Annotated in this window: 15 protein-coding genes; 2 read left to right on the forward strand and 13 right to left on the reverse strand. The window is 67.4% G+C overall.

Annotated features, from left to right (window positions below):
• Nucleotides 1-57: 57 nt before the first annotated feature.
• From addA to PRN20_RS04185, 5 genes are all read right to left on the reverse strand, one after another.
• Nucleotides 58-3,480, reverse strand: a complete 3,423-nt coding sequence (gene addA / locus PRN20_RS04165) for a double-strand break repair helicase AddA (RefSeq protein ID WP_273955794.1) — start codon at nucleotides 3,478-3,480, stop codon at nucleotides 58-60.
• Complete coding sequence (addB, locus tag PRN20_RS04170) at nucleotides 3,477-6,431, reverse strand: double-strand break repair protein AddB (protein ID WP_273955795.1); 2,955 nt, start codon at nucleotides 6,429-6,431, stop codon at nucleotides 3,477-3,479. The genes addA and addB overlap by 4 nt, the downstream gene beginning before the upstream one ends.
• Before the next feature lie 42 nt (nucleotides 6,432-6,473).
• Entirely contained in the window at nucleotides 6,474-6,914 is a 441-nt protein-coding gene (gene tsaE, locus PRN20_RS04175) for a tRNA (adenosine(37)-N6)-threonylcarbamoyltransferase complex ATPase subunit type 1 TsaE (RefSeq protein ID WP_273955796.1), read from the reverse strand.
• 38 nt (nucleotides 6,915-6,952) lie between these two features.
• Nucleotides 6,953-9,355: a sensor histidine kinase gene (locus tag PRN20_RS04180; RefSeq protein WP_273955797.1), complete on the reverse strand. Its 2,403-nt coding sequence runs from the start codon at nucleotides 9,353-9,355 to the stop codon at nucleotides 6,953-6,955.
• A 404-nt stretch (nucleotides 9,356-9,759) separates the two neighbouring features.
• The gene (locus PRN20_RS04185; RefSeq protein ID WP_273955798.1) at nucleotides 9,760-10,518 is read right to left on the reverse strand and encodes a DeoR/GlpR family DNA-binding transcription regulator; all 759 of its coding nucleotides are present in this window, start codon (nucleotides 10,516-10,518) and stop codon (nucleotides 9,760-9,762) included.
• Nucleotides 10,519-10,648: 130 nt separating this feature from the next.
• Between PRN20_RS04185 and PRN20_RS04190 the strand changes: the two genes are divergently transcribed.
• Entirely contained in the window at nucleotides 10,649-11,815 is a 1,167-nt protein-coding gene (locus tag PRN20_RS04190; RefSeq protein ID WP_273955799.1) for an MFS transporter, read from the forward strand.
• 153 nt (nucleotides 11,816-11,968) lie between these two features.
• Here PRN20_RS04190 and ahcY read toward each other — a convergent pair whose 3' ends face one another.
• From ahcY to PRN20_RS04225, 7 genes are all read right to left on the reverse strand, one after another.
• Complete coding sequence (gene ahcY / locus PRN20_RS04195) at nucleotides 11,969-13,369, reverse strand: adenosylhomocysteinase (RefSeq protein ID WP_273955800.1); 1,401 nt, start codon at nucleotides 13,367-13,369, stop codon at nucleotides 11,969-11,971.
• Nucleotides 13,370-13,457: 88 nt separating this feature from the next.
• Nucleotides 13,458-13,967, reverse strand: coding sequence for a DUF2937 family protein (locus PRN20_RS04200; protein ID WP_273955801.1), 510 nt, complete (start codon nucleotides 13,965-13,967; stop codon nucleotides 13,458-13,460).
• Nucleotides 13,968-14,052: 85 nt separating this feature from the next.
• Nucleotides 14,053-14,364, reverse strand: coding sequence for an HPr family phosphocarrier protein (locus PRN20_RS04205; RefSeq protein ID WP_273955802.1), 312 nt, complete (start codon nucleotides 14,362-14,364; stop codon nucleotides 14,053-14,055).
• 99 nt (nucleotides 14,365-14,463) lie between these two features.
• Nucleotides 14,464-14,862 (reverse strand): PTS sugar transporter subunit IIA, encoded by a 399-nt coding sequence (locus PRN20_RS04210; protein WP_273955803.1) that lies wholly within the window; start codon nucleotides 14,860-14,862, stop codon nucleotides 14,464-14,466.
• An 80-nt stretch (nucleotides 14,863-14,942) separates the two neighbouring features.
• Nucleotides 14,943-15,428 (reverse strand): HPr kinase/phosphorylase, encoded by a 486-nt coding sequence (locus PRN20_RS04215; protein WP_273955804.1) that lies wholly within the window; start codon nucleotides 15,426-15,428, stop codon nucleotides 14,943-14,945.
• Complete coding sequence (locus PRN20_RS04220; protein ID WP_273956774.1) at nucleotides 15,425-17,158, reverse strand: sensor histidine kinase; 1,734 nt, start codon at nucleotides 17,156-17,158, stop codon at nucleotides 15,425-15,427. Before PRN20_RS04220 ends, PRN20_RS04215 begins: the two co-directional genes overlap by 4 nt.
• Before the next feature lie 67 nt (nucleotides 17,159-17,225).
• Nucleotides 17,226-17,945, reverse strand: coding sequence for a response regulator transcription factor (locus PRN20_RS04225; protein ID WP_273955805.1), 720 nt, complete (start codon nucleotides 17,943-17,945; stop codon nucleotides 17,226-17,228).
• Nucleotides 17,946-18,174: 229 nt separating this feature from the next.
• Here PRN20_RS04225 and pckA point away from each other — a divergent pair, with 229 nt between their 5' ends.
• Nucleotides 18,175-19,728: a phosphoenolpyruvate carboxykinase (ATP) gene (gene pckA, locus PRN20_RS04230; protein WP_273955806.1), complete on the forward strand. Its 1,554-nt coding sequence runs from the start codon at nucleotides 18,175-18,177 to the stop codon at nucleotides 19,726-19,728.
• A gap of 566 nt (nucleotides 19,729-20,294) precedes the next feature.
• Here the strand turns inward: pckA and PRN20_RS04235 are convergent.
• Entirely contained in the window at nucleotides 20,295-21,125 is an 831-nt protein-coding gene (locus tag PRN20_RS04235; protein ID WP_273955807.1) for a cell wall hydrolase, read from the reverse strand.
• Between the last annotated feature and the right edge of the window lie 201 nt (nucleotides 21,126-21,326).

The raw sequence follows: 21,326 nt of genomic DNA on the forward strand, positions 1-21,326 counted from the left end.
AGCGGCGGTCTGTTTGATCCAAAAGCTAGGTAGAGTCCAGTACCCGTTCAATGAGGGTCACTGGACGGTGAAGCCCCCGACCGCGTCCGCCAAAGCAGCCGTCGGCAATTTTACCAGCGATTCCAAGCTAGTCCAGAGGATGGCCGCATTAACCGTACGACCGGGGAAAAGCTGGCTTGCAACGAACGCATAGACCGCCAGCTGCGAAAGGTAAGCTCCTCTGATCGCTTGCGGTTCCAGCACCGGGTTGGCGTCGGACTTGAAGTCCACAAGAAGGATCTCGTTCTCGGTTTCGATTAACCGATCGATCCGCCCGGCAATGGTCACCGGTTCGCCATTGCGTATCGCACGCGCAAGGAACGGCACCTCTGCCCGGCTGTTCGGACCGAACAGGTGGGCAAGCTCGGGGCGCGACAGGATCGAGATGGCCTTTGTGGCCAATGGCTCGTGCTGGGCCGGTGCATCGGGCAGGAGCGTCATGAGCGCCCGGTCGGCCACCGCCTTGCGGTCGGCAGGCGCGACTTTGGCGAGGTGCTGCAGCAGGGCATGGAGCGCCGTGCCCGATTTGCGCGCCGTCTCGGGATCGAGTCCCTCCTCGAGTCGGGTCGCGAGCGCCTTCTCGGGCGCGGCCGACGATTCGAGCGATGACGGCCGCAGCACGCGCCGGGGCCGGTGTGGAGCGAGCGGCGGCAGCACGAGCTCGGCCCCCGGACCGGTGCCTCGGGCCTCGTCGCTTCTGGCGGGTTCCGGTGCGGGCCGGTCGCTGGGGTAGACCAGCGCCACCGGCTTGCCGTCGGCGTCGGCCACCGTCTCGCTCAGCGGCGCAAGCCCCTGTTCGATCGCCTCGTACCAGCTGCCGTCGACCTTGCCCTGCTTGGTGAGGTAGCCGGTGACATAAAGCTCGTCCTCGGCCCGCGTCATCGCGACATAGAGCTTGCGCCAATATTCGCGCTGCTGGTCCTCGTCCGTCTGCTCCTTGTGCTCCATCGTCTCGGGCACATGCGAGTCCTTGGACGAGGCATGGATGAAGAGCGGCGGCTCGGCCCGCAGGTAGACGCTGCGCCGGTCGCGCCCCCGCTCGGTGGTGGCCGCGTCGGCGAGGATGACGATGGGGGCTTCGAGCCCCTTGGCGCCGTGGACGGTCATCACCCGCACGCCCGCACCTGCCTCGGCGAGTTCGCGCTTGATCGTCACCTCGCGCGACCGCAGTTCCGCAAGGAAGCCGAGCAGCGACGGCTGCGGCGATTGCTCGTGCTGGAGTGCGAGGTCGAGGAACTCGGCCATCACATCGTCGATCTCGCTGCCGAAGCGGCCGCGCATCCGCCTGAGGCCGCCCCCGGCATAGAGCACGTCGGCATAGAAGTTGAACGGCCGGTCGAAATCGAGCCGGCTGCGCCATGTCTTCAGCTGCTCGTAGGCCGCCCGCACCGACCTGATGTCGGACTTTTCGAGCGCCCACCACAGCCGTTCCTTGTCGCTACGCGGCTGCGCCACGGCGAGAAGGTCCTCCTCGCTTACATCGAACAGCGGTGAGCGCAGCAGCGCCGCGAGCTGCAGGTCGTCGGCGGGATTGCTGAGCACGTCGCCCAGCGCCATCATGTCGAGCACGCCGATATGCGTGGTGACCGCCAGCCGGTCCGCGCCGGGGGTCGGGATGCCGGCGCCGATCAGGGCGCGGATGATCTCGTGGAAGAGGACGCTGCGCACCTGGACGAGGATCAGCACGTCGTCGGCCCGCACCGGCCGCCCGCGCGGCCCGAGCGGGCGCTTCTCGACGATCCACTGCCGGATTTCGCGCGCGATGCGCTCGGCGGTGAGCCGCTGCGCGCTCTGGGTGGCGACAAGCGGCGGCACCGTCGGCCAGTTGTCGGGGTCTGCGTCCTCGGCCTGGTCCTTGATCGGCGGCCACAGCGTCACTGTGCCCCCGCCCTCGGCCCGCGCCGTGTCGTGCAGCATGCCGTCGTCTTCGAGCGCACCGGCCTTGAGGTCGGGACGGCGGAACACCTCGTCCACCGCCTTGAGCACGTTCGGCAGCGTGCGGAAGCTGTACCGCAGCGGCACCTGCGTGATCTCGAAATGCGCCGCCTTGGCGCTGAACGCATACTTGCGTCCGGCATCGACGAACACTTCGGGGTCCGCGCCCTGGAACGAGAAGATCGATTGCTTCTGGTCGCCCACAGCGAACAGCGTCCGCGGCCGGTCCGCCGCGCTCTCGCCGAAGAAGAAGTCGTCGACCAGCGCGCCAATCACCTCCCATTGCTGCGGGTTGGTGTCCTGCCCCTCGTCGACGAGGATGTGGCTGATGCCGGCATCGAGCTTGTAGCGGACCCACTGGCCCAGCGCCTCGTCCTTCAGCAGCGCGGCGAGCTTTTCGATCAGGTCGTCGAAATCTAGCAGTGAGCGGGCGCGCTTGGCCCGCTCGTAATGGGCCGAGATGGCGGCGACGATCGCCAGCATCGCCTCGCTGCGCGCGATCAGTTCGGCCGCGACCAGCTTCTGGTTCAGCTGCTCGAGCCGCGCACCTTCGGCGACGACGCGCGCCGCAACGTCCGGAATGAGCGCCGCAGTCGCCTTCTTGATGAGCGTCTTCCGCGCCGTGCGGTCCGCCTGGGTAAGGAAGGTGTCGAGCAGGTCGCCTGCGTCGGGCCGGTCCGGATCGATCTGGCCGAGCCGGTCGACGAAATCGGTCCCATTGGGATCGGGTCGGACCAGCCGGAAGATCTCGTCGTGGTCGGCCCGGCTCAGCCCGTAGCCCGAGGCGATCTCCTCCATGACCTCGTCGATCGAGCCGACATTGCCGACGAGCTTGCGCAGTTCGCGCCGCGCCGCGTCCGGGCGCGCGAGGACGCGCCGCAGCGTCCGCTGCTGGTTGAGTGCTTCGAGGATCGACTGCTCGATCGAAAAGTCGCTGAGGAGGCCGAACAGCGTCTCGACCGCCCCCGCCTCGCCGCTGCCGCGCAGGCCCGCCGCGATCACCGTCTCGCGCGCCTCGAGCAGCATCGCGTCGCGCTCATGCTGCTCCAGCACGCTGAAGTCGAAGGGCACGGCCGCCTCGCGCGGGAAGCGGTGCAGCACGCTCTCGCAGAAGGCGTGGATGGTCTGGATGCGCAGGCCCCCCGGCGCTTCTAGCGCGCGGGCAAACAGCGATCGCGCCCTGAGGCGCATCGCCGGCGTCGGCGGCGCGCCGCTCAGCGACGTGAGGTCGCGGACCAGGTCCTCGTCGCTCGCCAGCGCCCATTTGCCCAGCCGCTCGGCCACGCGGCCGCGCATCTCGGCGGCCGCTGCCTTGGTGTAGGTGAGGCAGAGGATTTCCTCGGGCCGCGCGCCGCTCAGCAGCAGGCGCAGCACCCGGGCGGTGAGCACATAGGTCTTGCCCGAGCCTGCATTGGCCGTCACCCAGACCGAGCGTTCGGGGTCCGAGGCGTCGCGCTGACGCACCACGATGGCGTCGGGCATGGGGTTGCGGAGGCGCCGGCTCATGGATCGTCAACTCCCGACGTCAGGGTCCACTCGTCGGTGCGGGCGAGATGATCGTAGTCGCCGGGCCAGGACTTGCGGCCGGTCTCCACCTTGGGCCGGATGCGTGCCGCCATCGGCAGCCCGTCGCGGATCAGGAAGGCATCGATGTGCCCCTGCGTCCGCCGCACGATCTCGTCGACGGCCGCCATCAGGCTCATGCCCTTGCTCAGCTTGAAGGGCTTGAGCTGGAAGGCAGCCGGACCGAGGCCGATCTTGATGTAGGTCAGCGCCGAGCTGTCCCGGCTGGGCAGGTCGGGGAAGGCCCCGGCCTTCGCCATGGCCGCCTCGAGCAGCAGCTGCGGCGCATCGAACGCCGTCATCTCCTTGGGCGCCGGCACCCCGCCGGTCTTGAAGTCGATGATCTCGAGCGTGCCGTCGCGCCTCAGATCGAGCCGGTCGGCCTTGCCGACGAGCACGAACCCATCGAGGCCGGGCATGTGCCATTCGCCTTTCTTCTCGGCCGTGCGCTCCGCGATCTCGTGGTCGCGGCGGCGCTCGTAATCGAGGAACTGCAGGGCCGCCCGCTCGAAGCGCTTGAGCCAGATGTCGCGGCGTTCCTTGATGGCATCGAGTCCGGCGAACGCGTCCTGCGCCATCGCCATCATGGTGGGCAGCGCGTCGCGCGCGTCGAACGCATGCCCCTCGGCGACGAAGCGCTCGAACACCTCGTGGATCATCGTGCCGCGCTCGCGCGCACTCGGATCGGTGCCGAGCGGCTCGATCCGCTTCAGCTTGAGGACGTGCTTGGCGTAGATGTCGTAGGGCGAGCGCATCAGCGGCTCGACCTCGGTGATCGACAGCCGGCGCGGTCGTACGTTGACCGGCGGGTTTGGCGCCGGCCGCTGCGCCGGCTTCGGGATGCCGGCATAGTCGATGGCCTCCGCCTGGTGCAGCCAGTGCGCGCCGCGCCGGCGCAGCGCCTTGGCCTCGGCTTCCCCGACAAAGGCATCGATGCGCTGCAGCAGCGGCGAGGGCAGCGCGGGGGAGGTGCCGATCCGCTCGGCATAGGCGACAATCACGTCGGCATTGCCCATCGCCATGGCGAAGTCATGCGCGGCCTGGCCCTGCTTGCGTTCGGGTGGCTCGAGCCCGACCCCCATCCGCATGCCGCGGCTGAGCCAAGGGCCTGGATCTGCGACGGCGGGCCACACATCCTCGTTGACCCCCGCGAGGATCATCAGGTCGGGGTTCATCAGGCGCGCTTCGAGCTCGCCCCAGATGTGGATATCGTCGCGCACCGGCGCGGTGTTCTGCACGGTGAGGCCGGTGACGAGCGCCGCGAGGATCGCATCGAGGTCGCGCGGCGCGAAGGCCGTGCCCGCCTGGCCCATGGCGGCAAGTTCCTCAGCCCAGCGCCGGAACTCCGCCATCCCGGGCAGTTCCTCCCCACTGGTGAGCGCGTCCATCGTCGCGAGCAGCGCCGCGCCCAGCTCCGGCGCCCGGATCTGGGCGCGCTCGGCCAGTGCCACCACCGGCGCCATGGCGGTCGCGAGGCGGTCGAGCAGGTCGTGCAATTCGGTGCGATCGCTCAGCGCCTTGAGCCCGGCGACACCCGGCAGCGGACGGTCCGACCTCAGCCGCAGGTCGAGGTGGTCGGCAAGCTTGCGGACCTCGAAGCGCTCGAGTTCCAGCCCCACGGCACCGTTGCGCAGCAGCGCCACCGTATCCACCGGCGCGTAGTTCCCGTCGGCGACAGCGAGCACCTGCCGCGCCAGCCGCCCTGCCGCCGATTGATAGAGCGGCGTGCCCGCTGCGTCGTCGACCTCGATCCCGTGCCGATTGAGCTCGGCGGCGATCCGTCGCCCCAGCGTCTGGTCGCGCGAAATGATGCCCACCGTCCGGCCGCCGGCGAGCGCCGATCGCGCCGCAAGGGCGATGGCGCGGGCCTCGAGATCGGCGTTCTGCGCCGCAAGCACCGCGACACCCTCGAGCGCCGACGATACCGGCACCTGCGGCCGCCACTCGGCCCAGGCCGCGGTCTCCGCCGCCGGCGCCAGCGCGGCGCGGACGAGAGCCGTGCGAGGATGCTCGCCACCGAGCTCCACGACCTCGCCGGGGCCGGCGCCAAGCGTGCGGAGCAGCTTCATCAGGCCGAATTGCGGGTGACCGTGCGTCGTCTCCCCGCCGATCAGCAACTCGTGCTGCTGCGGGCTGAGCGAGGTATCGAGCCCGGGCAATACCAGCACGCCGCGCTCGAGCCCCGCCACGGCCTTGAGCAGCTCGGCAGTGGCCGGGATCGATCCGGTCGAACCGGCGGCGATGACCGGCCGCTCGCCGTAGACGAACGGTGCCGTAGCCGCCTGCTTCAACAGGCGCTCGTTGCGCGCAGCCGCCGCATCGATCTGCCCGCGCTCGGCAAGGATCGCCGGCCAGGCCTTGAGCGCAACGTCGAGGAATTCAAGGATCTTCTGCCAGTTCTCGGCAAGCTCGGCCGGCACCAGTTCCGCCAACTGGCGCGGATCGATCCCCTCGATGGTGAGATCGTCGATCAGCTCGCCCAGCGAGTCGGCGAGCCAGAACACTTCGGCCGCGTTGGGCGGGGTAGCGAAGCTCTCGGCCCGCTCGGCAAAGGCCCGCACCAGGTGCGACAGCGTCAGGCGGCGCTCGAGCAGCGACACGGCAGGCCTGATCGCCGGCGCATCGAACGGCGGCAGGAATGGCTCCTCGTCCGCCACCTCGCCGCCGAAAGTGCGGATATCGGGCAAGAGCGCCGCTCCGCCGAGCCGGCGCGCGAACGCGTCGGCGAGCGCAAGCCGGGCCCGTCGCGTAGGGAGGATGATGGTGACGTCGCTCAGCCAGAACGCGCCCACGCGCGGCCAGCCGCCCAGCAACGTGCCATCGAGCACGCGCTCGGCGAGCGTCGCGAGAAAGGGCGCGTGAGGCGCGATGGAAAAGAGCGAGTCGCGGCGCATGGTTCCCGATTTGATCCGGTGCAGCCGGTGAAGTCCAGCCGCCTAGAAGCCGCGGCCGTCGACAAATGCGACGCTGGCATTGCGGCCAGCGCCGCCGCGCGGCACCGAGAGCATCACCTGCGCCGTCGCCTGCTGGCGAACCTCGTCGGAGCGTTCCGGCCACTCGACGAGGACGATGGCGTCGGTACGGTCGAACAGGCCAAGCTCGTCCACCTCGTGCGGGCTGGTCAGCCGATAGAGATCTGCATGCAGCACCGGATGTCCTTTGGCCTCATAGGGCTGGACGAGCGCAAAGCTGGGCGAGGGCACATCGAGCCGTTCGTCACCGACGAGGGTGCGAACGATGGTGCGGGCCAGCGCCGTCTTGCCGGCCCCGAGGTCGCCTTCGAGCAGGACGAGGTCACCGGGCCGGAGCACGGCAGCGATCCGGCGGCCGAGGTCCGCGGTGGCATCGTCATCGGCGAGGAAGAGCGTCTCGGTCATCTTCCTCGCTTAGCCGAGCCGGCCGCCATCGCAAAGTCCTACTCTGCCGCACCCGCCATGTGTGCGTCGCTGGGCAGGCTGATGATCACCCGCGTGCCGCGCGGCTCCCGCCGTTCCACGCTGATCGTGCCGCCATGCATGTTCACGAAGGCGCGCACGATCGAAAGGCTGAGGCCGGCGCCGCGCTGACGGGCCGACCCGGCCAGCGTCTCGTTGCGATCGAGCAGCGCCTGGCGCATTTCCTCGCTCATCGGCGCACCCTCGTCCTCGATGACGAACTGGATGCGGCCCGTGCGGCCCGAGACGGTCAACCGAACCTCGCCGCCCGGCTCGGAGAAGCGCGCCGCGTTCGACAGGAGGTTGTAGAGCACGTTGACGATACGGGCGCCGTCCGCGACGAAGGGCGGCAGGTCCGGCTCGATCACCACCTTGAGGTTGAGAGCCCGCTGGCCGTCGACCTCCGGGAAGGTCGCCGTGAGGCCGGCCCGGGCCTTCTCGACCAGGGCGACCACGTCCTGCGGCTCGGGCTGCAGCTCGGCGATGCCGGCATCCACCGTGGCGAGATCGAGGATGTTGTCGATGAGCACGCCCAGCGTCGCGCTCGCCGCGCGGATATAGCCGGTATAGCTCGCCTGCCGCTCGTTGAGTTCGCCCGCGACGCCCGAGGCGAGGAGGTCCGCAAAGCCGATGATGTTGGTCAGCGGCGAGCGCAGCTCGTAGGAAACGTTCTGCACGAACGCGTCCTTCAGCCGGTCGGCGGTGATCAGCGCCTCGTTCCGCTCCTTGAGCACGCGCTGGTAGTTGGCGCTCTCGGTAACGTCGAGGAACGTCATCATGGTCTGCCCGTCGGGCAGGCGGACGACGGCGTAGTCGATGAGCTTGCCATCGGCGCGGTTGATGCGGCCCTGCCGGTCCGAGCGGGTCGGGTTGAGGTCGATGATCGAGCGCTTGAGGTCGCGCCAGATCGGCGCGCCGTCCTCGGGCAGGGCCTGCGCGGAGGTCTCGGCGATCTGGTCGATATGCGGATTGGCGGCGAGCAGGTTCGCCGGCAGCTTCCACAGCGTCGAGAGCTTGGGGTTGGATAGCGTCAGCCGGCCATTGGTGCCGAACACCGCCACTCCCTCGGTGAGCGCGTTGAGTGTCGAGCGCTGCACGTCCAGCACCGCCCGGTGCTGGCTCTTGAGGTTCAACTGGTCGGTGATGTCCTCGAAGACATAGATCACGCCGCCCTTGGGTCCGGCGGGAGCGGCGATCACCTGCACGGTGCGGCCGTCGGGCAGGTGCCAGGGGTCGAGCTCCTTGGGAGCGCGCAGCTGGTAGGAGGTGAGGTGCCGGTTGCGCCAGCCCTGGTAGTCCGGATCGTTGGGCAGCTTCCCCTCGGTCCTGAGCTTGTCGAGGATGGCGCGCTCGTCCATACCGAGCTTGAGCCAGTTGGGATCGAGGTCCCACAGCTCGCGATAGGCGCGGTTGAACTGCACCAGCTCGCGGTTTGGACTGAAGATCGCGATGGGCGTCGCCAGCGCATCGATGATGGCCGACAGGTGCTGCAGGCCCGCATCGCGTGGCGCTTCGGTGGAGCGCGGATGAAGGTACCCGGCGGTACCTCCGTTCACCGGGAAATCGACGACCTCGTAATCGCCGATCTCACCCAGCGTCACCACGGTGCTCTGCGGCTTGCGCGGGTCGCCCAGCGCCGCCCGGTTGCGCTGCAGCAGGCCGAAATCGACGAGTTCGGCCGGCTGGCTCTCGCTGGTCCGGCGCCCGAGCGCCCGGGCGAGGTCGTGATAGGCGGCATTGGCGAAGATCAGCCGGCCCGTCCCGTCGCGCAGGAACGCGGGTTTGCCCAGGCTCGCGAGCACGGCGCGGGCGGTCGCATAGTCCGTGGCCGGGCTGGCGGTAGCGGCGAGTTCGGCCGGAACCGGGTCGGTCACCGGAGGCGTGCCGGACGGGCGGAGGCGCAGGGCAGCGCCGTTCCCCAGCAATGATCCTGAGGCGCGGATGGTGCGCCCGTCGAGGGCCTTGAGCGGCAATTCGAAGCCACGGCCGCCGACGCGCAGGTTCTCGATGGCGCGGGCCAGTCGGTCGGCGTCCGTTTCCGTCAGCCACGTGGTGAAGTCGAGCACCGCTTCGGCGCGGCGGCCCTGCGGCAGGAGCGCCGAGGTCTGGCCGAGGAAGCGCGGACCTTCGCCTTCGTTGGTCCACATGACGATGATCTCGCGACTGCCCGACAGCAGCGCTTCATATTCGTCGAGTCGGGCCCTTAGGCCCGCGACCTGCGCCGACGAGCGTTGCTGGGCGGTGCGATTGTCCTGGATGATGCGGCGAACGAGTGCCACGGCGATGAGTGCAAAGGCCCCGGCCCCCAGCGCGATGGCGACCGGCGCGGCCCCCATGACGTTGCCGATGGTGATGCCTTGGGCGAGGGCGGGCGACGCGCTCAACAGGGTGACGAGACTCGCTCCGCAACCCGCGAATCCCCAATCGTTCCGGACCCTATCCGGCGCCATATACTGCCCCTAACCAGAAATTGCTGCTCTCGCCGCCATGATGGCCGGCGATACACCGCACTAGATGCCGCGCCGAGCCCCCACGAGCTGCCGCGTGTCCGGCCGGTCAAAACCCGTAACCGCCGAATCACCCGACATTACCGGGCGGGGAATCGCGCAAAAAGAGTCTAATTGTATGTGAACAGCGGGGAATGCCCCCAGAATGGGTGTTGACCCGAGACCGAACGGTGAACGCTTCGTTAACGCCCGAGTGATTTGCCCGGATTATTTTGGGGGTGGTGGGTGATGTACACCTTTCCGCCTGGCGTCAGAGCACCGTCTGCGTCGCGGAAGCAGGTCTAGGGCGCCACGTGAACGGTCACACCCAGAGCGCGGAAGGTGTCGATCGTTACGGCGTCGGCATCCTTTGTGACCACGAGATGGTCGATGCGACTGGTGTCGGCAACGTCAAACGGAGCTGTGGTGCCGATCTTGTCGGCCGTGGCAGGCACGACGAGCTGCCGGCTCTGCTCGACCATGGCGCGCTTGATCTCCGCCTCCTCGGCGTCGAGCGCCGACACGCCCACACGCGGGTCGACACCGCACGTCCCCAGAATCAGCAGGTCGGCGCGGACACGCTGGATGTCGCGCAGTGCGTGACTGCCGAGGCAGGCACCTTTGTCCGAGTTGAACTGGCCTCCGATAACCATCGTCCGGCAGTTTGGGTGATCGGCCAGTGCGGTTGCGACGGCCGGCGCGTTGGTCACCACCGTGATCGCGAGGTCGCGCGGCAGCGCCTGGGCGATGGCGAGGTTGGTGGAGCCTGCATCCACGAACAGCGTCTGTTCCGGCGCAACGAGCCCTGCGACCACTCTGGCGAGGCTGAGCTTGCTCTCGACCAAGGCGCCCTGGCGTTGTGCGATCGACCCGAGGTCCGGCGCCGGCGACAAGGCTCCACCATAGACGCGACGGCACTCCCCGACCCTCGCCAACTCCCTCAGGTCGCGGCGAACGGTATCCTCGGAGATGTCGAACTCCAGCGCCAGCTCGGCAGCCACCACCTTGCCTTCTGCCGCAAGCTTGCGGCGGATGTGGTCGTGGCGTTCTTCCGTAAGCATGGGCAAACCTGACTTGCACGATATTGCGCGTTCTGATTGAACTGATAGCAGAACATGCACAAACGCGCACCTGCCTTTGGGACCCCGGTGACCAGCCCGGTTCCCCGGGCTCCTGTGACTGGATCTCCAATTGACCACACTCACCTCCCCAATCGAGACGCACGCGCTAACCGGCAAGCGCGAGCAGATGGCGACCCGGGCCGTGTTTCTCGTGGCTGGGCTTGCCATGGCGGCCTGGGCACCGCTGGTGCCGTTTGCCAAGACGCGCCTCGGTGTCGACGACGGCCCGTTCGGCCTGTTGCTGCTGTGCCTTGGCCTGGGCTCGATCGTTGCCATGCCGGTGACGGGCATCCTCGCGAGCCGCTTCGGCTGCCGGCTGGTGATTGTCGCCGGCTCGATCGTGGTTGCGCTCGTCCTGCCGTTCCTCGCGCTCGCCGGTTCCGTGCTGGAACTGGCCGTCGCGCTGGCCCTGTTCGGCGCCAGCGTCGGTACGGTGGACGTGGCCATGAACATCCAGGCGGTGATGGTCGAGAAGGATAGCGGCCGCAGCATGATGAGCGGCTTCCACGGGCTGTTCAGCCTGGGCGGCATCGTAGGCGCGGGCGGCGTCAGCCTGCTGCTCGGGGCCGGCCTCGAGCCGCTGCCGGCGACGCTGATCGTGAGTGCGATGCTGGTCGGCCTGCTGCTCGTTTCGTTCACCGGCCTTCTGCCCTACGGCAACAAGGACGCCGGGACGACGCCACTGTTCGTGCTCCCCAAGGGCATCGTCATCTTCATTGGCGTGTTGTGCTTTCTCGTCTTCCTCGGCGAGGGCGCCATTCTCGACTGGAGCGCGCTGTTCATGATCTCGGCGCACGGCGCCGATCCGGCCCAGGCCGGCCTCGGCTACACGATGTTTGCGATCGCCATGACGGCCGGTCGGCTGAGCGGGGACTGGATTGTCAGGCACCTGGGCGGCACGAAGATCATGATCGTCGGCGGCCTCCTGGGCGCAGCCGGGTTCCTCCTCGCAGTTCTTGCCCCTAACTCGATGCTGGCGCTTGTCGGCTTCGGCCTCGTCGGTCTCGGCGCCTCCAACATCGTGCCGGTCCTGTTCACCGCCGCGGGACGACAGACGAGCATGCCGCCCAGCCTGGCTATCGCCGCCATCACGACGCTCGGCTATGCCGGCATCCTTGTCGGCCCCGCCGCCATCGGCTTTGTGGCCCAGCAGTCGAGCCTTGGGGTGGCGTTCGTGCTGCTTGCCGGTGCCTTGGTGTTCGTCGCCGTCGCCGGTCCGTTCTCGACGCGACGCTGAGCGTCCTTGCCTCGCACTCGGAGGTGTCGTGGGAGGGTTGGAACAGGACGTCGAGGGCTCAGAAGGGGGCGGACACCGGCCCGTACACTCAGCCCTGAATGCAAGAAGGGCGCCCCATGGAGCGCCCTTCACAATTCGCAGCAGTCGTCGCGATCAGTAGCGGTACTGTTCCGACTTGAACGGGCCTTCCGGGCTTACCCCGATATAGTCGGCCTGCGCCTTGTTGAGCTTGGTTAGCTTGGCGCCGAGCTTGGCGAGGTGGAGCTGGGCGACCTTCTCGTCGAGGTGCTTGGGGAGGACGTGCACGGCCTTCTCCAGCTTCTCGCCATTGGTCCAGAGCTCGACCTGCGCCAGCGTCTGGTTGGCGAAAGAGGCGCTCATCACGAAGCTCGGGTGCCCGGTGGCATTGCCGAGGTTCACGAGCCGGCCCTCGGAGAGGAGCACGATGCGCTTGCCCGGCTGCATCTCGACGATGTCGACCTGCGGCTTCACGTTGGTCCACTTGAAGTTGCGGAGCTCGGCAACCTGGATCTCGTTGTCGAAGTGGCCGATGTTGCAGACGATCGCCATGTCCTTGAGGTTGCGGATGTCGTCGAGCGTGACGACGTCCTTGTTCCCCGTGGCGGTGACGACGATGTCCGCGCGGTGGGCGGCATCCTCGAGGGTCACGACCTCGTAGCCGTCCATGGCCGCCTGCAGGGCGCAGATCGGGTCGACTTCGGTGACCAGCACGCGGGCGCCGGCGCCACGCAGCGACTGTGCCGAGCCCTTGCCGACGTCGCCATAGCCGCAGACGATCGCCACCTTGCCGGCCAGCATCACGTCGGTGCCGCGACGGATGGCGTCGACCAGCGATTCACGCGTGCCGTACTTGTTGTCGAACTTCGACTTGGTGACGCTGTCGTTGACGTTGATCGCCGGGAACGGCAGGTCGCCCTTCTGCTGCAACTGGTAGAGCCGCATCACGCCCGTAGTTGTCTCCTCGGAGACGCCGCGGATGTTGGCGCGGATCTTCGAATAGAACTTGGGGTCCTGCGCGAGGCGCTTCTTGATCAGCGCGAAGAAGATTTCCTCTTCCTCGGAATGCGGATTGTCCAGCACGGACGGGTCGGTCTCGGCCTTGGCGCCGGTCAGCACCAGCATGGTGGCGTCGCCGCCGTCGTCGAGGATCATGTTGGGGGTCTGGCCGCCCGGCCAGTCCATCATGCGGTCGGTATAGTCCCAGTACTCCTCCAGCGTCTCGCCCTTCTTGGCGAACACCGAGATGCCGGCTGCGGCGATGGCCGCGGCGGCGTGGTCCTGGGTCGAGAAGATGTTGCAGCTGACCCAGCGCACGTCGGCGCCAAGCGCCTTCAGCGTCTCGATCAGCACGGCGGTCTGGATCGTCATGTGGAGCGAGCCGGCGATGCGGGCGCCCTTCAGTGGCTGCTTCGCGGCATATTCCTCGCGGATCGCCATCAGCCCGGGCATCTCGATCTCGGCCATGCCGATTTCCTTGCGGCCGTAGTCGGCGAGGCCGATGTCGGTGACCACGTAGTCGTTGTTGCTGGCCATCGGCCCTGTCTCCTGTCGGTCGTGTTGACCGGCTTATACTGAACAGCGGAAAGGCTAGCAACCGGGACATAAAGAAACCTTTATATCCTCACCGCTCGACGTAGCGGACCTTGCGGCGCTGGAAGGGGAGCAGCAGCACGGCGATGATGGCGGAGAGGGCGAGATAACCCACCGCGAAACCGGCACCGGCATAGCTCAGCCCTTCGACCGTCACCGGCACCGCCGGCTTGTAGTCCGCGAGCGCGCGCCGGCCGATCTCGGTATCGAAATACTCCGGCATCTTGGTGAAGCGCTCCCATCCGCTCGCCCCGCGGATCTCAGCGAGCGTCGCCGAAAGCTCCTCGTAGCGGTCGAAGGTGCGCGCCATCGACTGGCCGCGCTCGGAAATGAAGGCATCGCCCGTCCTGGAGTAGCGCTCGATCGCCTGGTCGATGCTGAGGCCCGCTTCCTCGGCCGCCTGCTCGAACTCGGCGGTGATGATGCGCAACTCGTCCACCGCCCCGCCGAGGCGCTGGGTGTATTGCTGGGCATATTCGGGGAACTGGCTGAGGCTCGCGCCGAGCGCCAATCCTCCGAGAATGCCGAGCGTCCTGCGCATGTCTGTCTCCGCGACACCCATCCAACGGCGCGGTGCCGGCGAGCGTTCCGAATATGGGGTGAGTCCGTAGTGGAAGGGAGGGCGGCTAGGCCGGCACGCCGTCGCTGTCTTCGTCGAAGCCGTTGTTGACCAGCGTCGTGATGGCGTCGAGCGCCTCGCGCGCCTGCTTGCCCGTGGCCTGGACGAGGATCGTCGAGCCCGGCCCGGCGCCCAGCATCATCAGGCCCATGATCGAATTGCCGTTCACGGCCTGCCCGTCGCGCACGACCTTGATCTCGGCCTCGAAGCACTCGGCTGTCCGCACGAACCGCGCCGAGGCGCGCGCGTGCAGGCCCTTGCGATTGACGATGGTCAATTGCTGCGCGAGTGCCCGGTCCGAACCTGCCGTAGTATCCATGTTCGCAAGTGTAGTTCGATTTTCAGTCAGCTGAAAAGGGGCCGGACGTTCGGTCCTCGAGCCGCGGCGCCAGTCGTCACCATTGGGGCGACCTCGGCGTCAGCTCCCCAGCGTCTCGCTGGCGACGTTGATGTACTTCCGCCCGGCCTCGGCAGCTTCCTTCACCGCCTGCTTGATTTCAAGGTCGGCGCGCACGCGGGCGAGCTTGACCAGCATGGGCAGGTTCACCCCGGCGATCACCTCCACCTCACGCTGCTGCATGATGGAGATGGCGAGGTTGGAGGGCGTGCCGCCGAACATGTCGGTAAGGATCACCACGCCCTGGCCCTGGTTGGCGGCATCGACGCATTTGAGGATGTCGTTGCGCCGCTCTTCCATGTCGTCATCGGGCCCGATGGCGACTGTTTCCACCTGGTCCTGAGGTCCTACGACATGTTCGAGGGCAGACTTGAATTCGATGGCGAGCGCACCGTGCGTCACCAGAACCATGCCGATCATGAAAATCCCCAGTCCCGCAGGTCCCGGCCGGGCCATCAGCCCTAGGTGAAGCCGGAGTCTCACCCCTTGCGGAGCTTCATTCAAGTGGTTTTTTGTCGCGCCTGCAGGCTTGGTGAACCGAGGGCCCGCACGGCCTCGCGAACCAGCAGCAGCTGGTGGCGGGCATCGATGACGCCGGCACGCGGCACCGGCGCGCGCGCCACGGTCACGCCGAACAGTTCGCTGGTCAGCTCTTGGTCCTCGAGCATGCGCTCGAACGTCTCGACGAGGTCGATGACGAGGTGCACCGGCGCGCTATCGACATAGGGGCGCTTGACGATCCCCCGGCCGCGCAGCTCGACCAGCCCCGCGATGTTGGGCGCCGGATACATCACGATGCCGCCCGCCTCGGCCGCGATCTCGACGCGGTCGTCGGAGACGAGCCGGGCCGGCAGGCCTCGGTCCTCCCAGTGGTCGATGAGGTCGAGCGCGATCAGCGATTTGCCAGAACCTGGCGGGCCGCGGAGGATGAGGCCCACCCCGTCGAGCACGAGCCCCGTGGCGTGGATATTGTGCCTCTCGCTCACCGGCGTTTCTCGGCGGCGGCCCGGCGGAGCCTGACCGTGAACCGGGCGCCGCTGCGGTCCTTGCGATTCTCGGCGCTGATCGAGCCGCCATGCGCCTCGACGATCTGCTTGGAGATGGCGAGGCCGAGGCCCGAATGGTCGCCGAAATGCTCGCCATCCGGCCGGTCGGTATAGAAGCGCTGGAAGATGCGGCTGACATCGCCGCGGATGCCCGGTCCCTCGTCGGTGACGGTGATGATGGCGTGGTCCTCGTCGGTACGGACGACCACCTGCACCTTGCCCCCCTCGGGCGAGAAGGACACCGCATTGTCGATGAGGTTGTTGATCACCTGGGCAAGGCGGCTGTCATGGCCGAGGACGATGGGCGAGTAGCGGCTCACATGCTTTTCGAGCACCACGTCGACGTTGCGCTTGGCCGCCACGTCCTTCTGGATCGACACCATGGCGTCGGTGAGCTGGGCGATGTCGATTCGCTCCGCGCTCTGCCGGGCGAGCTCGGCATCGAGCCGGCTGGCGTTCGAGATGTCGGAGATCAGCCGGTCGAGGCGGCGCACATCGTGCTGGATGATGGCGTTGAGCCGCTCGCGGTCCTCGGCCCGCTTGGCCCGCGGCAGCGTCTCCACCGCCGAGCGGAGCGACGTCAGCGGGTTCTTGAGCTCGTGCGCCACGTCCGCAGCGAAGCGCTCGATCGCCTCGATGCGGTTGTAGAGCGCCGAGGTCATCGAGCGCAGCGCCTTCGAAAGGTGGCCGACCTCATCGGTACGCTCCGGGAACTCCGGGATTTCGGCGCGGCTGGTGGCGGTCGACTGCACTTTCTCGGCAGCGCTGGCGAGTCGGCGCAGCGGCCCGGCGATGGTGCCGGCGAGGAGCAGCGACAGGATGGTGGTCACCGCTGCCGCAACCAGCGCGATGCGCAGGATGCTCCAGCGTTCGGCCGTCGCGATCTGGTCGATGTCGCCCGGCTGGGTCGAAAGCAGCAGCACGCCGACATTGGCGCGCACGCGCTGGATCGGCACGGCCACGGAGACGACGAGCTGGTGCTTCTGGTCGACGCGCACGATGGCCGTGGCCGAGCCGCCGAGCGCGGCCGCGACCTCGGGATAGCGCGTGCCTTCGTCGGCGCCGAACTCCTGGTATTGCGGGTAATCGTCGCCCGGCAGCCAGTCCATGAAGGCGTTCCACCAGTCGAGGAGGAAGAAGGTGCCGTTCTCCTGCGGCTTGGTAATCTGCCTCAGGACTTCGCCGCGCGCATAGAGGTTGGCGCTGTCGAGGATGAGCAGTCCCTGCTCGTCATAGATGCGGGCCCGGGTGCGCGTCGGCGTCACGAGGTTGCGCAACAGCGGCGCGACGCGTTCGGGGTTGATCGGGAACTCGAGGCTGGGGTCGAAGAAGCTGAGCGGGGAAACCGGCTGGCTGCCCTGCAACTCGATCAGGCGGTCTGGGTTCACCGTGATGACGTCACTGTCCACCGTGGCCGAGGCGGCGATGGCTGCGGCGATGATCTCGCCCTGCACGCGCAGGCTCTGCACGCGCGCCTCGATGAGGCCGGTCCGCCACTGGTTGAGGAACAGGATGCCCACCACCAGCACGGCGAGGCCGGCGAGGTTGAGCACGATGATGCGGCGCGCCAGACTCGAAAAGATCGTCAGCGCGAGCAAGCGCCGCACCTGCCGGATGCCGGTCAGCACGGCATGGCCGACCGCCCCGGCGATCCGGTTGAGCTTCGACATGGCGCGGCCCTGCGCGGACGCGGGCTTGCGACCCGTCAGATCCTCCTCGGTAACGGCCAATTGTCTCTTACTGCTCCTTGAAGCGGTAGCCGACGCCGTACAGGGTCTCGATCATCTCGAAGTCGTCGTCAACCGCCTTGAACTTCTTGCGCAGGCGCTTGATGTGGCTGTCGATGGTGCGGTCGTCGACATACACCTGGTCGTCATAGGCCGCGTCCATCAGCGCGTTGCGCGACTTGACGACGCCGGGCCGGAGCGCGAGCGCCTGCAGGATCAGGAACTCGGTCACCGTCAGGGTGACGCGCTGCCCCTTCCACGTGCAGGTATGGCGCTCCTCGTCCATGACGAGCGCCCCGCGTTCGATGAGGGCCTTGCTCGGCTGGGCTTCCACGCCCGGGGTGCCAGGCGCGGCGGAGGGGTCGCGCGGGGCGGCGCGGCGCAGTACCGATTTCACGCGCTCCACCAGCAGGCGCTGGCTGAACGGCTTGGTGATGAAGTCGTCGGCGCCCATCTTGAGGCCGAACAACTCATCGATCTCCTCGTCCTTCGACGTGAGGAAAATCACCGGCACGTCGGATTTCTGGCGGAGCCGCCGCAGCAGTTCCATGCCGTCCATGCGGGGCATCTTGATATCGAGGATGGCGAGGTCCGGCCGATCGGCGGTCAGTCCTTCCAGGCCCGAAGCCCCATCGGTATAGGTGGCGACCTGATAACCCTCTGCTTCGAGTGTCAGGGACACCGAGGTCAGAATATTCCGGTCGTCGTCCACCAGTGCGATCTTGGGCATTGAGCTCCCTTTCATCCAGGTATCGGTGCGGCGAACACTGTTCGCCTATCCGAATTGTGGCGGACTTTGAGTGCCACAATTGCACATAAATAAGGCGTGCGGACCCCAATTGCCAGCATGACGCACTCAACCGAAGTCGCAGGACTTCTGTCTTAAGCCGGATTCCGGGATGTTCCGGACCCTTCAAGGAGACCTAACTCGTGGTCGTACCAGACCGGGAGTAGCGGCCATGGGCCATGAAATTCACGATCAACTTGCAGCGCGTATCGACAAACTCACCACCGTTCGGTGGGATGAACTGCCACCCACACTGGTGGAAACGGCGCTGGCCGAGGGGGAGGGACGCCTCGCGGCGGGTGGTTCCCTTGCGGTGACGACCGGCGTCTATACCGGCCGCTCGGTCAAGGACAAGTTCATCGTCCGCGATGCGACGACCGAGCGCCAGGTCTGGTGGGATAACAACCAGCCAATCTCGCCCGATCACTTCGACGTGCTGTTGGCCGACATGCTCGCCGCAACCGCCGAGCGCACCCTGCATGGCCAGCATCTCATCGCCGGCGCCGACCCGCGCCATCAGATGAAGGTCAGCGTCTTCACCGAGACGGCCTGGCATGCGCTGTTCATCCGCAACCTGCTGATCCGCCCGGATGCGCCGGAGGCGACGGCCGCCGACGTCACTATCCTCCACCTGCCCAGCTTCGAGGCCAATCCCGAGCGGCACGGCACGCGCACCGGGACGGTGATCGCGCTCGACATGGTGCGCAGGCTCGTCCTGATCGGCGGCACCGCCTATGCCGGCGAGATCAAGAAGTCGGTCTTCTCGCTGTTCAACTACCACGCCCCCCTTACCGGGACGATGCCGATGCACTGCTCGGCCAATATCGGCAGGGATGGCGACGTGGCCTTGTTCTTCGGGCTTTCGGGTACGGGCAAGACGACGCTGTCGAACGACCCGGAACGCCTGCTCATCGGCGACGACGAGCACGGCTGGACGACCGACGGCGTCTTCAACCTCGAAGGCGGCTGCTACGCCAAGACGGTCAAGCTCAGCCCAACGGCGGAGCCCCAGATCCACGCTGCGACGCAGCATTTCGGCACGGTGCTCGAGAACCTGAGGCTCGATGAGCAACTGGTGCCGCTCTATGACGACATCTCGCTCACCGAGAACACCCGCGCTGCCTATCCGCTCGAGACGCTGCCCGCCGTGGCGGCTGGCGGCGTTGGCGGCAGGCCCAGGACCGTCGTCTTCCTCACCGCCGATGCCTTCGGCGTGCTGCCGCCGATCGCGCGGCTGACGCCCGAGCAGGCGGCCTACCACTTCCTCTCGGGCTACACCGCCAAGGTCGCGGGCACCGAACGCGGCATCACCGAGCCGGTCGCGACCTTCTCGGCCTGCTTCGGCGCCCCCTTCATGCCGCTGCACCCGACCGTCTACGGCCATCTGCTCGAGGAGCGGCTGAGCCAGAGCGGGGCCAGCATCTACCTGCTCAACACCGGCTGGACCGGCGGCGGCTACGGCGTGGGCAAGCGCATCGACATCGCCACCACCCGCCGCCTGCTCGACGCAGCGCTCTCGGGCGAACTCGAGCGCGCCGAGCTCCGCACCGAACCGCTGTTCGGCATGCAGGTCCCCCTCCGCGTCGAAGGCGTCGCTCCCCGCGCCCTCGACCCCCGCGCCGGCTGGGCCGACGTCACCGCCTACGACGCTGCAGCCGCAAAGCTGCAGGACCTGTTCGCCAAGAACTACAGCAAGTTCGAAGCCGTGAAGGTGGCGGCCGAGTAGGGCCGCCCCACATCACCCGGAACAGGACAGTCCCCGCGAAAGCGGGGATTGCGCTTTGTGACTGCCCGGGACAGCTGTGCGTACCGTATGCTCAACAGGCCTCTCTGCCAGCGACGTCCCAGGGTTCGACCCCAGGGACTCACGCGATGACGCGACCCGCAGCGAGGCCACGAGGTTCGTGCCGGCGGAGGGATGGGTCCCCGGGTCAAGCCCGGGGATAAAGGCCTCTGCTTGCTTGAACGCTGCCCGCGGGGGGCGCCTCCGAGTGCCCTCTCCTTGCGCGGCTGGGGAAACTGGAACTCGCTGGCCCATGCCCATGCCCATGCCCATGCCCATGCCCATGCTCGTGCCGTGCCCGTGCCCGTGCACCGCACCGGCCATCCTTCCACCGTCATCCCCGGGCTTGACCCGGGGACCCAGGGATGGTGCGGCCTCGGCTCAGGGCCATAGGATTCAAGCGCGTTGCGAGATGAGGCCGCGGTTCAACCCAGCGACCACACTGCCGGTCGCCCCCAAAAACGAAAAAGGCCCCGTTCAGGGGCCATTCATCCGCAGGGCGCTAGAGCTTAGTTCGTCGAGTAGAACACGTGCGAGCCGATGGCGGCGACGCGGTTGAAGGTGTGGGACCATTTCGGCGCTACCGCAGTGGTGTGGTAGAACAGTACCGAGTTGGGCACGACGCCCGGGCGTTCGCCGCGCTGGAACTCGTAGAACGCGTCCTCGGCCAACTGCATCGACCGGTTCCATGCCGTGCGCTCACGCCCCATGTCGGAGCGGCCGTCGCAGGCGAAGGTGAACTGGCACTTGTAGCGGCCCTTCTCGGCGTTCTGGAACACCACGCCGCAGATGGTCGACGGATACTGCTTGCTCATCGCGCGGTTGATGATGACGTTGGCGACGGCAAGCTGGCCCTCGCGGGTCTCGCCGCGCGCCTCGTGATAGATCGCCTGCGCAAGGCAGAGCTTCTCGCCATCGGCGAGCTTGACGCGCTTGGTGGTCGGGACGAACCCGTCCTGCGCGTAGTTGGTGAGCACCGCAGCGGTGAGCGCCGGGCCATTGGAGAAGTCGGCCGCCTCGATCGCGTCGAGCGCCTGGTTCTGCTGGCGGGCGATATAGCCCATCAGCACGGCTTCGGTCAGCTCCACCTTCGGGGTCTCAACGTCGAAACCCTTGAACTGGTCGAGCTGCTGCTTGCGGTCCACATAGGCCTGGAGCAGGGCGTTGGTAAGCTGCGGCTGGGTCGCGGTGTTGAATTCCTGGCGCTTCAGCGCCACGCCATCGGTGATGGCGGCGGGAACGACCTCAGCGGAGAGTTCCTGGGCAGACACGGGGGCAAGGGTCACCTGCAGCACGAATGCTGCGGCCGCAATGGCCAGAGCGTGTGTGAGGACACGCATCAACGGTGCGAACGACCCTGCTCGCAATCTGCCTACCTTCCCCCGATGCCGCCCCCAGGCAGCGCAGTTCGTCTAGTTACCCTGACCGGCAAGCTAGCCGAGCACGGGCGATGATGGAACCCAGAATTTACAGTTACTTAACCATGAACGTTAGGCTGTTAAAACGAGGTTAATGCCTTGGTATTGGCGATGAAAGCCCTG

Source organism: Devosia sp. ZB163 (genome assembly GCF_028613635.1).
In the GTDB taxonomy this organism is placed as follows: domain Bacteria; phylum Pseudomonadota; class Alphaproteobacteria; order Rhizobiales; family Devosiaceae; genus Devosia_A.

What these genes read in the sequence shown, in the direction of transcription:
- addA (WP_273955794.1), bottom strand. Translation starts at nt 3,480, where the DNA reads ATGAGCCGGCGCCTCCGCAACCCCATGCCCGACGCCATCGTGGTGCGT.
- addB (WP_273955795.1), bottom strand. Translation starts at nt 6,431, where the DNA reads ATGCGCCGCGACTCGCTCTTTTCCATCGCGCCTCACGCGCCCTTTCTC.
- tsaE (WP_273955796.1), bottom strand. Translation starts at nt 6,914, where the DNA reads ATGACCGAGACGCTCTTCCTCGCCGATGACGATGCCACCGCGGACCTC.
- PRN20_RS04185 (WP_273955798.1), bottom strand. Translation starts at nt 10,518, where the DNA reads ATGCTTACGGAAGAACGCCACGACCACATCCGCCGCAAGCTTGCGGCA.
- ahcY (WP_273955800.1), bottom strand. Translation starts at nt 13,369, where the DNA reads ATGGCCAGCAACAACGACTACGTGGTCACCGACATCGGCCTCGCCGAC.
- PRN20_RS04200 (WP_273955801.1), bottom strand. Translation starts at nt 13,967, where the DNA reads ATGCGCAGGACGCTCGGCATTCTCGGAGGATTGGCGCTCGGCGCGAGC.
- PRN20_RS04205 (WP_273955802.1), bottom strand. Translation starts at nt 14,364, where the DNA reads ATGGATACTACGGCAGGTTCGGACCGGGCACTCGCGCAGCAATTGACC.
- PRN20_RS04210 (WP_273955803.1), bottom strand. Translation starts at nt 14,862, where the DNA reads ATGATCGGCATGGTTCTGGTGACGCACGGTGCGCTCGCCATCGAATTC.
- PRN20_RS04220 (WP_273956774.1), bottom strand. Translation starts at nt 17,158, where the DNA reads ATGTCGAAGCTCAACCGGATCGCCGGGGCGGTCGGCCATGCCGTGCTG.
- PRN20_RS04225 (WP_273955805.1), bottom strand. Translation starts at nt 17,945, where the DNA reads ATGCCCAAGATCGCACTGGTGGACGACGACCGGAATATTCTGACCTCG.
- pckA (WP_273955806.1), top strand. Translation starts at nt 18,175, where the DNA reads ATGGGCCATGAAATTCACGATCAACTTGCAGCGCGTATCGACAAACTC.
- PRN20_RS04235 (WP_273955807.1), bottom strand. Translation starts at nt 21,125, where the DNA reads ATGCGTGTCCTCACACACGCTCTGGCCATTGCGGCCGCAGCATTCGTG.